Origin of the sequence: Stenotrophomonas sp. AS1, from assembly GCF_048957655.1 — a bacterium.
GTDB classification, from domain to species: Bacteria; Pseudomonadota; Gammaproteobacteria; order Xanthomonadales; family Xanthomonadaceae; genus Stenotrophomonas; species Stenotrophomonas bentonitica_A.
In genome coordinates, this window is record NZ_JARVXM010000003.1 from 359353 (window position 1) to 371401 (window position 12049).

Annotated in this window: 10 protein-coding genes; 6 read left to right on the top strand and 4 right to left on the bottom strand. The window is 67.5% G+C overall.

Translation table 11 applies throughout. From position 1 onward, the window contains the following. Window positions 1–109 precede the first annotated feature (109 nt). Entirely contained in the window at window positions 110–571 is a 462-nt protein-coding gene (locus PV764_RS05910; RefSeq protein ID WP_019183460.1) for a hypothetical protein, read from the top strand. A gap of 124 nt (window positions 572–695) precedes the next feature. Here the strand turns inward: PV764_RS05910 and PV764_RS05915 are convergent, their stop codons facing one another. Further along, window positions 696–1547 (bottom strand): pirin family protein, encoded by an 852-nt coding sequence (locus tag PV764_RS05915; protein WP_284128895.1) that lies wholly within the window; start codon window positions 1545–1547, stop codon window positions 696–698. Window positions 1548–1774: 227 nt separating this feature from the next. Here PV764_RS05915 and PV764_RS05920 point away from each other — a divergent pair, with 227 nt between their 5' ends. Continuing rightward, window positions 1775–3856, top strand: coding sequence for a carbon starvation CstA family protein (locus tag PV764_RS05920; RefSeq protein ID WP_070425673.1), 2082 nt, complete (start codon window positions 1775–1777; stop codon window positions 3854–3856). Continuing rightward, on the top strand, window positions 3856–4080 hold the full coding sequence (locus PV764_RS05925; protein ID WP_019183464.1) for a YbdD/YjiX family protein: 225 nt from the start codon (window positions 3856–3858) through the stop codon (window positions 4078–4080). The genes PV764_RS05920 and PV764_RS05925 overlap by 1 nt, the downstream gene beginning before the upstream one ends. Before the next feature lie 138 nt (window positions 4081–4218). Here the strand turns inward: PV764_RS05925 and PV764_RS05930 are convergent, their stop codons facing one another. From PV764_RS05930 to PV764_RS05940, 3 genes are all read right to left on the bottom strand, one after another. Beyond that, entirely contained in the window at window positions 4219–5469 is a 1251-nt protein-coding gene (locus PV764_RS05930; RefSeq protein ID WP_019183465.1) for a DUF819 domain-containing protein, read from the bottom strand. A gap of 114 nt (window positions 5470–5583) precedes the next feature. Then, the gene (locus PV764_RS05935; protein WP_019183466.1) at window positions 5584–6915 is read right to left on the bottom strand and encodes a sensor histidine kinase; all 1332 of its coding nucleotides are present in this window, start codon (window positions 6913–6915) and stop codon (window positions 5584–5586) included. Beyond that, on the bottom strand, window positions 6902–7603 hold the full coding sequence (locus tag PV764_RS05940) for a response regulator transcription factor (RefSeq protein ID WP_019183467.1): 702 nt from the start codon (window positions 7601–7603) through the stop codon (window positions 6902–6904). The genes PV764_RS05935 and PV764_RS05940 overlap by 14 nt, the downstream gene beginning before the upstream one ends. Window positions 7604–7733: 130 nt before the next feature. On the opposite strand from PV764_RS05940, the gene PV764_RS05945 reads away from it, so the two are divergent. From PV764_RS05945 to PV764_RS05955, 3 genes are all read left to right on the top strand, one after another. After that, on the top strand, window positions 7734–9443 hold the full coding sequence (locus tag PV764_RS05945; protein WP_399619232.1) for a glycosyltransferase family 39 protein: 1710 nt from the start codon (window positions 7734–7736) through the stop codon (window positions 9441–9443). A gap of 95 nt (window positions 9444–9538) precedes the next feature. Beyond that, window positions 9539–10315 carry a phosphatase PAP2 family protein gene (locus PV764_RS05950; protein ID WP_421116300.1) on the top strand — a complete coding sequence of 259 codons (777 nt, stop codon included), beginning with the start codon at window positions 9539–9541 and terminating at the stop codon, window positions 10313–10315. Next, window positions 10312–11964, top strand: a complete 1653-nt coding sequence (locus PV764_RS05955) for a phosphoethanolamine transferase (RefSeq protein WP_421116301.1) — start codon at window positions 10312–10314, stop codon at window positions 11962–11964. The genes PV764_RS05950 and PV764_RS05955 overlap by 4 nt, the downstream gene beginning before the upstream one ends. The last annotated feature ends 85 nt before the right edge of the window (window positions 11965–12049 follow it).

Consider the following 12049-nt stretch of genomic DNA (forward strand, 5'->3'; position numbering starts at 1 on the left):
GCGAGTGATCCGGTAGGCGCGCGGGGAATGCGCCACCACGGCCAGGGGTGTGGACGGCCACCGGAACGCCTGTCAGCGACGGACGCGATCATCGACCTTGGGGGAATGCATGAACGTCCTGCGCGCTGTCGTGTGTGTGTGTCTGCTGGTGTCTGCCGGCGCCGTCGCGGCGCAAGCGACCAGCGAATGTCCGTCCCTGCCCGCCAGCAGCGGCCTGCACTGGCAGCAACTGGCCCAGCGCGACCTGATCCTGTGCAGGGCCAGCACCGCCGATGGGCGTGAAGTGCTCAGCCTGACCTTGAGCGCACGCAATCCGGAGCTGCCGTTGAACCGTTCGCTGCGCCAGGAAAAAGGCAGCTTCGCCGGTGAAACCCTGTACTGGTACCAGCCCGACCTGGGCGGCCAGAAGCCGCCGGGGTATGAAACCCGCCGTATCACCGTGGTCAAGTTCGACAGGAACCGCTTTGCCCAGATCGCGCTGTATGCCGGTGACGCCAGCGAACTCGGCTCGCTGCAATCGTTGGCGCAGGGCATGAGCCTGACGCCCTCGGCCGTCGCCGCCGGGCGCTGAGCACGAGGCCGGGACAGTGCACCGCACTCATCCCGCCATCCACGGTAGCGCCGGCCGCTGGCCGGCGCCTCCCACACCGTCAGGTGTCATGCGTTTGTCGGCCAGCGAGCGGTGCCAGCGCCCCTCAGAAGCGGCCTTCCTGGAAATCCACGAAGGCCTGCATCAGCTCCTGCTTGGTGTTCATCACGAACGGCCCATGCCGCATGACCGGCTCGCGCAGCGGCCGGCCCGCCACCAGGATCAGGCGCGCCCCGGTTTCACCGGCACGCAGGACCAGCTGCTCGCCGCCGCCCAGCACCGCCATTTCCTGGCGGGCCACCGGGCGCGCATCGTCGCCTTCGCCGATCTCCAGCCCGCCTTCGAACACATAGGCGAACGCGTTATGGCCATCGGGCAGCACGTAGCTCCAGCCCGCGCCGGCATCCAGCGTGATGTCCAGGTACACCGGATCGGTGGCCGGCTGCACGATCGGCCCGACCGTGTCGCCCACCTGGCCGGCGATGACCTTCACCTGCACGCCCCCGGCCGGTGCCGTCACCGGAATATGGTCCGGCGCGAACTCCTGGTACTTCGGCTCGGTCATCTTCTCGCGCGCGGGCAGGTTCACCCACAGCTGGAAGCCGCGCATCTGCCCCGATTCCTGCTCGGGCATCTCCGAGTGGATCAGGCCGCGGCCGGCGGTCATCCACTGCACGCTGCCCGGCGTGAGCAGGCCCTCGTTGCCATGGTTGTCCTTGTGCCGCATGCGGCCATCGAGCATGTAGGTCACGGTCTCGAAACCACGGTGCGGGTGGCTCGGGAAGCCGGCGATGTAGTCCTCGGCGCGGTCCGTGCCGAATTCATCCAGCAGCAGGAACGGGTCCAGGTCGGGCAGCGAGGGGCCGCCGATCACGCGCGTCAGGCGCACGCCGGCGCCATCGGAGGTGGCCATGCCACGGATGGTGCGCAGCACGCGCACCGGGGTTGGGCTGCTCATGATGACTCCAGGATCGGTGAACTGCCTACAAGATGGGCGCGCCGGCCCCGCCGGCCAACCGCCACGCCCGCAACCGATTGTTCCAAGCGTGATGTTCCGATGACGTGCACGGGCACGCACCGCGCCCACCCTACGACCAAAGTACTAGCGGCAAGCCCCCGCCATTGCATTGACCCCGTCAGTGCCAAGGCGGACTCTTACGACGATCTCCAGGGAGACGCAATCTCATGAAAGGTTTTTCGAAACTGGGTTGGGCAGTCATCGCACTGCTCGGCGCCTTCTGTCTAGGCACCGTCGCACTGCGCCGCGGTGAGCCCATCAATGCGCTGTGGATCGTCGTCGCTGCGGTCTCCATCTATCTCATCGCGTACCGCTTCTACAGCCTGTTCATCGCCGACAAGGTGATGCAGCTCGATCCGACCCGGGCCACGCCCGCGGTGATCAACAACGATGGTCTGGATTACGTTCCGACCAACAAGCACGTACTGTTCGGCCACCACTTCGCCGCCATCGCCGGTGCAGGTCCGCTGGTCGGCCCGGTGCTGGCCGCCCAGATGGGCTACCTGCCCGGCCTGCTCTGGCTGGTGGTGGGCGTGGTCGTGGCCGGCGCGGTGCAGGATTTCATGATCCTGTTCCTCTCCAGCCGCCGCAACGGCCGCTCGCTCGGTGACCTGGTGCGTGAGGAAATGGGGCCGGTGCCCGGCACCATCGCCCTGTTCGGTGCCTTCCTGATCATGATCATCATCCTGGCGGTGCTGGCGATGGTGGTGGTCAAGGCGCTGGCCGAAAGCCCCTGGGGCATGTTCACGGTCATCGCGACGATGCCGATCGCGATCCTGATGGGCGTGTACATGCGCTACATCCGCCCGGGCAAGATCGGTGAGATCTCCGTGGTCGGTCTGATCCTGCTGCTCGCCGCGATCTGGTTCGGTGGCAAGGTCGCCGCCGACCCGGTCTGGGGCCCGGCCTTCACCTTCACCGGTATCCAGATCACCTGGATGCTGATCGGCTACGGCTTCGTCGCCTCGGTGCTGCCGGTGTGGCTGCTGTTGGCCCCGCGCGATTACCTCTCCACCTTCCTCAAGATCGGCACCATCGTGGCGCTGGCGATCGGCATCCTGATCGTCATGCCCGAGCTGAAGATGCCGGCGCTGACCCAGTTCGCCGCCAGCGGCGACGGCCCGGTCTGGAAGGGCGGGATGTTCCCGTTCCTGTTCATCACCATCGCCTGTGGCGCGGTCTCCGGTTTCCACGCTCTGATCGCTTCGGGCACCACGCCCAAGCTGCTCGCCAATGAGCGCCACATGCGCTACATCGGCTACGGCGGCATGCTGATGGAATCGTTCGTCGCGGTGATGGCGCTGGTAGCCGCCTCGATCATCGACCCGGGCATCTACTTCGCCATGAACGCGCCGGCCGCCGTGATCGGCCCGGATGCGGTCTCCGCTGCGGCCTATATCAGCAACACGTGGGGCTTCATCATCACCCCCGAGCAGCTGGAGGCCACGGCCGCGGCGATCGGCGAGCCGACCATCCTGCACCGCGCCGGTGGCGCACCGACCTTGGCGGTGGGCATCGCGCAGATCCTGCACGAGGCGATCCCGAGCGGCAGCAACGCGATGATGGCGTTCTGGTACCACTTCGCGATCCTGTTCGAAGCCTTGTTCATCCTCACCGCGGTCGACGCCGGTACCCGTGCCGGTCGCTTCATGCTGCAGGACCTGCTGGGCAACTTCATCCCGGCCCTGAAGAAGACCGAATCGTGGACGGCCAACATCATCGCCACCGCCGGTTGCGTGGCGCTGTGGGGCTACCTGCTCTATACGGGCGTGGTGGATCCCTTCGGCGGCATCCAGACCCTGTGGCCGCTGTTCGGCATCTCCAACCAGATGCTGGCCGGTATCGCGCTGATGCTGGGTACCGTGGTCCTGTTCAAGATGAAGCGTGACCGCTTCGCCTGGGTCACCGGTGTGCCGGCGGTGTGGCTGCTGATCTGCACCACCTATGCAGGGCTGATCAAGATCTTCGACAAGAACCCGGCGCAGGGCTTCCTGGCCCAGGCGCACAAGTACCAGGACGCGATCGCCACCGGCACCCTGACCGCCCCGGCCAAGACCGTCGGCCAGATGCACCAGATCGTGGTCAACGCCTACGTCAACACCGGCCTGACCGTGCTGTTCCTGTTCGTGGTGTTCTCGATCCTGTTCTACGCGATCAAGACCATCTTCATGGCCCGCCGCACGCCGCAGCGGACCGACAAGGAAACCCCGTACGTGGCACTGCAGCCGCACCAGATGGCGGACCTGTGATGAGCACCGAACTCGTCCCCGCCGGTCAGTACCAGGCCCACCGCCGCATCTGGCGGCGCCTGGTGCAGACCGCGCGGCTGTGCTGCGGCATTCCCGACTACGACAACTACGTCCGGCATGTGCTGGAAAAGCATCCGGACCGCGTGCCGATGGACTACAAGACGTTCTTCCGCGAGCGCCAGGAGGCGCGGTACAGCGGCAAGAACGGGGGGCGCTGCTGCTGAACGATGGCGGCCAGTGAACACGGAAACGGCGGCGCGCAGGCGCCGCCGTTTTTTTGGGTCAGGTTTGACCCCTGACCACCCGTCCAAAAAAGAGGCGGCCATCAAGGCCGCCCCGGGGGCACGACGTGGAGGCCGCGCTTACGCGCCCGCCATCCACTTCAGGATCAGGCCAGTCACATAGGCCAGCCCGGTACCGGTGGCGTAGCCCACGGTGCCCAGCAGCACGCCGACCGGCGCCAGGCTCGGGTGGAACGCCGCGGCCACCACCGGCGCCGAAGCGGCTGCACCGATGTTGCCCTGCGAACCGATGGCGAAGAAGAACAGCGGCGCGCGCATCAGCTTGGCCGCGATCCACAGCACCAGGATGTGGGTCAGCATCCAGATCGCGCCCAGCGCGAACAGCCACGGGCGGTCGAGCAGCGAGAGCAGGTCCATCTGCATGCCGATGCAGGCGATCAGGAAGTACAGGAACAGGGTGCCCAGGCGCGACGCACCGGCCGATTCGAGCCTGCGTGCACGGGTGAAGCTCAGGCCCAGGCCGAGCGCGGTGGACAACAGCACCACCCAGACGAACGCGCTGTCCAGGCTGAACTGGCTGGCCCAGCTCACATTCGCCTTGAACCAGCCGCTCAGCGGTGCGGCGATGGCATGCGCCAGCCCGACGCCGCCCAGCGCCACGCCGACGATCACCATCAGGTCGGTAAGGCTGGGAATACGGGCGTTCTGCGCCTCGTAGGCGGAGATCCGGGCCTTCATCTCATCGATGGCACGGGTATCGGCGCCATTGCGCGTATCGATCTGCTGGGCGCGGTTGGCCAGGAACAGCAGCACCGCCATCCACAGGCTCGCGCAGGCCACATCGACCACCGCGAACTGGCCGAAGGTGGTGGCATCGGTGCCGAACACTTCGCGCATCGCCACCATGTTGGCGCCGCCGCCGATCCAGCTGCCGGCCAGGGCGGCCATGCCCTTCCAGGTATCACCGGCCACGGTGGCCGGGTGGATCCAGGACATCGTCTGGAACGACACGATCGCGCCGAGGATGATGCCCAGCGTGCCGGCGCAGAACACCACCAGCAGCTTCGGGCCCAGCTTCATGATGCCCTTCAGGTCGATCGAGAGCGTCAGCAGCACCAGCGCTGCGGGCAGCAGCACGTCACGGGCGATCGGGTTGTACAGCGAGGTGTTGTGGCCGTCGATCAGGCCGGCGGTGTTGTAGATGGCCGGGATGAAGTAGCACAGCAACAGCGCCGGCACCCACGCGAAAATCTTCTTGAGGATCGGGGTCGGGCCACTGGCGGCCCAGAAGATCACGGCCAGGGTGGCGGCGATCAGGCCGAGGCCGACGATGTCATTGGTGATCAGGGCAGTACTGGGTTCGGTCGGCATCAAGCCATCCTCTGTCGATCGAAGGGATAAAAAAAAGCGCCGCATAGAGCGGCGCCTCCGGAGCTTAACATTGTCTTCACGACGCCACACTTTGCAGCGCAGCGCGCGGGCCGATCACGACGCGGGCAGCGATGCGCGTTCAGAGCGACCCGGCAGCGAAGCGCCCAGATCGAGGATCACACAGGTACCGCGCGGTACACGCGGCTGGATCTGCAGCGCCCAGCCCAGGTGCTCGCACAGCCGGGCGATCAGCTCCAGGCCGATGCCGCTCTGCTCGTTGCGGTCGCCGCGCGCCATGCGCGCATGTACGGCGGCGATCTCTTCCGGGCTCATGCCCAGCCCGGGGTCCTGCAGCGTCACCACGGCCTGCCCGGAGACCTGGATGTGGATGGTGCCGCGACCGCTGTTCTCGATCGCGTTGCGCAGCAGATTGCCGATCGCGGCCTGGACCACGCCGAGCGGGGCGATGATATCCACGCGCGCAAGACCGTCGATCTCGATGTGCAGGTCCTTGTCGCCCATCAGATGGCGATGGTCTTCGATGATGTCCGGCACCAGCAGGTCGAGCGGAATGCGTTCACCGAGCGCGGCCAGCCGGGCCGGGTCGCGTGCGAGCACCAGCAGCAGCTGGATCAGCTGCTCTACCCCCTGGGCCGTGCGGTGCACACGCTGCATCTGCTGGCGCACACGCTCTGGAATGTCCGGCTGGCCCAGCGCCAGTTCCGAGGCCCCGGTGATCACCGCGATCGGCGTACGCAGTTCGTGGCTGGCGGTGCTGATGAAGACCCGCTCGCGCTCGACGAACTGTTCGTTGCGCGCCAGGTAGTCGTTGAGCGCGTTGGCGATCACGTACAGCTCGGAGCTGGCGCGCGGGTCCACCTCCACCCGTTGCCCGGGCACCCCCGGGTGCAGATCGTCAATGCGCCGTGCCAGCGAGCTCAGCGGCCGCACCAGCCGCCCGACGCCGAAGGAGGCCATCAGCACGGTCACGATGATCATCAGCACGCCGGCCAGCAGCACCCAGCGCGTGGCGAACTGCTCCAGCTCGTGGAAATCGTTGATGTCCAGCACCAGCGCCAAGCGCCCAAGCTGGGTGGTTTCACGCACCATCACCGCGCTGGCGCGGCCGTTGACCTCCACGCCGTCGTGCAGCCCCGGGTGCAGCGTGCGCAGGCTGTCCGGCACCGTCGGGCTGCCGTTGATGTAGAACAGCCGCAGCGTGTCCGAATCCTGCCAGCGGTAGTGCGGCTCATGTTCGATGTGGTTGACGATGCTGTCCAGCTCGGAGTTGAGCAGCGCCCGCCATGCCGAGTGTTCGGCGTGTTCGTGCACGTAGTTGCCCACGCTGAACACCGCCAGCGAAATCAGCGCCAGGTAGCCCAGCAGCCACCACACCATGCGCCGGTGCATCGGCGATGGCGTGGGCGGGCGCTTACGCCACTTCATCTGCACCGCCCGCCGCGGAAACGCCGAGGCGGTAACCGACCCGCGGCAAGGTGTGGATCAGCTTCTGCTGGAACGGGCCATCCACGCTGCGGCGCAGTTCGTACACGTGCGAGCGCAGCAGATCCCCGTCGGGCAGCTCGTCACCCCACAGTGCGAATTCCAGCTGCTGGCGGGTCACCGCGCCGGGGCTGGCGCGCATCAGCACCTCCAGCAGCTTGCGGCAGGCCGGATACAGGTGCAGCGGCTTGCCGTCGCGTTGCGCCTCCAGGGTGGCCAGATCCAGCTTGAGGTCGGCCACTTCCAGCACCTTGCGCGGGTTGCGCCCCTTGGCGCGCACCATCAGCGCTTCCAGCCGGACTTCCAGCTCGGGCAGTGCGAAGGGTTTGGTCAGGTAGTCGTCGGCGCCGGCGCGGAAGCCGGCGATCTTGTCGGGGAGTTCGTCGCGCGCGGTGAGCATGATCACCGGCACTTCCGAGCCGTGGTCGGCACGCAGCCGGCGCAGCACTTCGGGCCCTTCCATGCGCGGCAGCATCCAGTCCAGGATCAGGGCGTCATAGGGCTGCGACACGGCCAGGTGCAGGCCGGTCACGCCATCGGGTGCGACGTCCAGTACATGGCCCCGCGATTCGAAATAATCGAATAGATTGGCAACCAGCTGACGGTTGTCTTCAATGACCAGCAGCCGCATGGGAGACTCTCTTGACCGGTTGGGCGCATGGTAGCGGGAACCATGTCGGAATCCGGTCGCAATGGGGGTGGTTACGACGCTTTTCCTACGCTGTCGGGGAGACAGTGGCCGTTTTGCCAAAGAGCCTGGCGTGACCGAATCCTTCTTCCTGCGGCGCTGGCCGCGTGTGCTGGTCTGCCTTGCCCTGTTGCTGGCCCTGGCGGCGGGCATCGGCCTGCGCCAGCCCTCCCCGCCCGATGAACCCCGTTTCGTGCTGGCTGCACGGGCCATGGTCGCCTCCGGGCAATGGCTGCTGCCTCACCGTGGCAGCGAACTGTACGCGGAAAAACCGCCGGTGTTCATGTGGCTGCAGGCCGCCAGCCACCAGCTGTTCGGCGGCTGGACAATCGCCTTCCTGGTGCCTTCGCTGCTTGCCGCTCTGCTGACACTCTGGCTGACCTGGGACCTGGGCCGGCGGTTGTGGAACCGGCGTGTTGGCTGGTGGGCGATGCTCGCCTTGTTCAGCTGCCTGCAGTTCGGCCTGATGGCCAAGCGGGCGCAGATCGACATGGTGCTCGTGGCGATGACCACCCTGTCGCTATGGGGATTGCTGCGCCACCTGCTGGAAGGCCGCAACCGGCCCGCGCTGTGGCTGGCCGGCTTCGCCGCCGGGCTGGGCACGGTGACCAAGGGCGTGGGCTTCCTGCCGCTGCTGGTGCTGCTGCCGTTCGCCGCCTGGCGCTGGCGCGTGCGCGGCGCCAGGCTGCCGGCCGGCACTGCCCGCGACCTGTGGTGGCTGCTGCCGGCCTTCCTGCTCGGCACGGCGGTGTGGCTGGCGCCGCTGGGCGTGGCGCTGCTGCACTCGGCCGACCCGGCCCTGCACGCCTATGCGCGCGAGCTGCTGTTCAAGCAGACCGGCACCCGCTACGCGAACGCCTGGCACCACGTGAAGCCGGCCTGGTACTACCTGCAGGTCATGGCGACCTTGTGGCTGCCGGGCAGCCTGCTGCTGCCCGCCCTGGTTCCGGCATGGTGGCGCCGCCTCAAGCGGCTGGATGGACGCTGGTGGCTGCTGCTGGGCTGGGCCCTGCTGGTGCTGGTGTTCTTCAGTGCCAGCCCGGGCAAGCGGGAGGTCTACATCTTCCCGATGCTGCCCGCGTTGTGCCTGGCCGCCGCCCCGCTGCTGCCCGGGCTGCTGCGCCGGGCCGGGCTGCGCTGGCTGCTGTGGGCCTATGTCGCCGTCCTCGGCGTGGCGGCGCTGTATGTCGGCACCCAGCTGTGGTCGGCCAGCGAATGGGCGCACGTGCAGCTGGCGCGGCGCGCGATGCCCGATACGCTGCTGCCCGTGCTTGGCGGCTGGCTGATCGCCTTCGGCGTGGTGTTGCTGGCGCTGGCCCTGTGGTGGCGCCAGCGCCGGGCAGGCGTGCTGGTGGTCGCGGCGGCCTTCCTGCTCTGGAATCTGTACGGCTGGGTGCTGATGCCGACCCTGGACCCGTACAGCTCCGCCTCGGCGGTGATGCAGCGCGTCGGCCTGCGGATCGGGCCGGAGGCCGAGCTCGGCGTGGTCGCCTGGCGCGAACAGAACCTGCTGCAGGCCGACCGCCCGGTGACCGATTTCGGCTTCAAGACCCCGTGGGACCAGCAATGGCAGGCCGCAGGGCCGTGGCTGTCACAGGCGCCGCGCCAGCGCTGGCTGCTGGTGCTCGATGAAGCGATCAGTCCCTGCGTGGACCCGGCGGCGGTGATCGAGATCGGCAGCGCCAACCGCAACCGGTGGCTGTTGTTCCCGGGTACTGCCTGGCAGGCCGACTGCCATGCCGCCGTCACGGCCACCGACACCGCGCAGGACGAGGAAGACTGAACGGCAGGCCGCGCTTAACCAGCGGCCAACATCGCTCCGACCGGTCTCCGACACTGCGCTGACGACCATGGCGCCGGAATCTCCCGCCGGCCCCTTTGTCCATGTTCCCAGCGTCCAGCGTTGCCCTTTCATCCACGTCGGCCACCGCGGTCACCCCACGCTTCCTCCGCGGCCACCTCTGGGTACCGCTGGCGCTGGCGCTGCTCGCCAGCGCGATGCTGATGGGCGCCGGTGGCGACCAGTGGCTGGCCGATCGCCTCTATCGACTCGAAGGGCAGCAGTGGGCGCTGCAGAACGCCTGGGTCACCACCCACCTGATCCACCAGGCCGGCAAGTGGACCAGCAGTGTCGCGGCGCTGGTCGCGATCGTGCTGTGCTTCCACGCCTGGCGCACCGAGCGCGCACCCGCATGGCGCTGGCCGCTGCTGTATCTGGTGCTGGCCGTCGCGCTGGGCACCGGCGTGGTCTCGCTGCTCAAGTCGCTGACCAACATGGATTGCCCGTGGGATCTGGCCCGCTATGGCGGCACCCGGCAGTTCATCGGCTTGTTCGCAACACGCCCACCCGGGATGCCGCGTGGGGTGTGCTTTCCAGGCGGGCATTCCAGCGCGGGGTTTGCGTGGGTCAGCCTGTACTTCTTCGCGCTGATGGTGCACCCGGCCTGGCGCTGGCGCGGCCTGGCCGTCGGCCTGCTGGCTGGCGGCGTGTTCGGCGTCTCGCAGCAGCTGCGCGGTGCGCATTTCCTGTCGCATGACCTGTGGACGCTGGCCATCTGCTGGACGGTTTCGCTTGGCCTGTATCTGCTGATCGAACCGGTGCGGCTGCGCGAACGCGGCACGTCACCAGGCATCGCGCAGGGAGAAGTGGCATGAGCACCACCCTTCCGCGCGCCACGCGCTTGTCGGCGCTGGCCACCCTGCGTGCCTGGCGCCCGCAGTGCACCACCGAAACCCTGATCCTGCTCACCAGCATCTTCTTCGCGGTGGCCTGCAATGGCCTGTTCTGGCACAGCGCGATGGCCACGCACCCGGGCAGCATCGGCTTCGCCGTCTCGCTGTTGCTGTTCCTGGTCGGCGCGCACTGTCTGCTGATGGGGCTGCTGGTGTGGCGCTGGAACGCCAAGGTGGTGCTCAGCGTGCTGCTGATCGCTACGGCGCTGGCCGCGCACTACATGAGCAGTTACCACATCTATCTGGATGCGGACATGCTGCGCAACGTGCTGGCCACCGACCACAAGGAAAGCCGCGAACTGATCACGCCCACCTTGATCGCCCCACTGCTGCTGTTGGCCCTGGCGCCGATGCTGCTGCTGTGGCGCGTGCAGCTGCGCCGCCGCACGCTGGGCAGGGCGCTGCTGTGGCGCATTGGCTTCCTGCTGCTGTCGGCCCTGATCGCCTTCGGCGGGGCGATGCTGTCTTTCCAGGAGATGTCCTCGCTGATGCGCAACCAGCGCGAAGTGCGCTACCTGGCGACCCCCGGCAACGTCCTGCTCGGCCTGCCCAAGGCGCTGCGCGGCGACAACCCGATCCAGCGCGCCCCGAAACTGCCAATCGGGTCCGATGCCAAGGCCACCCCGCGCGCGGTCGGCAGCCGCCCGCGCCTGTTGGTGATCGTGATGGGCGAAACCGCACGCGCACAGAACTGGGGCCTCAACGGCTATGCCAGACAGACCACGCCGGAACTGGCCCAGGCCGGGGTGATCAACTTCCCGGACATGCATTCGTGCGGCACCAGCACCGAAGTCTCCCTGCCCTGCCTGTTCTCGCCCTACGGGCGCCACGACTACGACGAAAAGAAGATCCGTGCGCACCAGTCGCTGCTGCACGTGCTGGATCACGCCGGCATCGCCACGCTGTGGCGCGACAACCAGTCCGGTTGCAAGGGCGTGTGCGAGGGCCTGCAAATGCAGCCGCTGGATGATGCCAAGCACCCGACCCTGTGCGCCAACGGGCGCTGCATGGACGAGATCCTGATCGACGACCTGGCCGCCCAGGTCCGCGCCAGGCCCGGCGACCGCGTGGTGGTGCTGCATCAACTGGGCAACCATGGCCCGAGCTACTTCGAACGCTACCCGGCGCGCTTCCGCCGCTTCACCCCCACCTGCGACACCCCGGACCTGGGCAAGTGCAGCCGCGCGCAGATCACCAACAGTTACGACAACGCGCTGCTCTACACCGATCACCTGCTGTCGCGCACGATCGGCACGCTGAAGGGCATGGACGACTACGACACCGCGATGATCTACCTTTCCGATCACGGCGAGTCGCTGGGCGAGAAGGGCCTGTACCTGCACGGGGTGCCGTACGCGATCGCCCCGCAGGAACAGACCCGCGTGCCGATGACGATGTGGTTCTCCCCTTCCTTCGCGACCAACCGCGGGCTCAACCTGACCTGCGTGCGGGAGCGCGCGGGCAAGTACACCGACCACGACAATCTGTTCCCCTCGGTACTGGGGCTGATGCAGGTCAAGACCTCGGTGTATGAGCGTGGCCGGGATCTGTTTGCTGGGTGCGAGGCATAAGCAGGCTTGTCCCATGCGCACCGCCCCGCCTCACGGAGCACGGACGCATCGCCGTTGACCTTGACGTTGACGTTGGCGGTGCCAA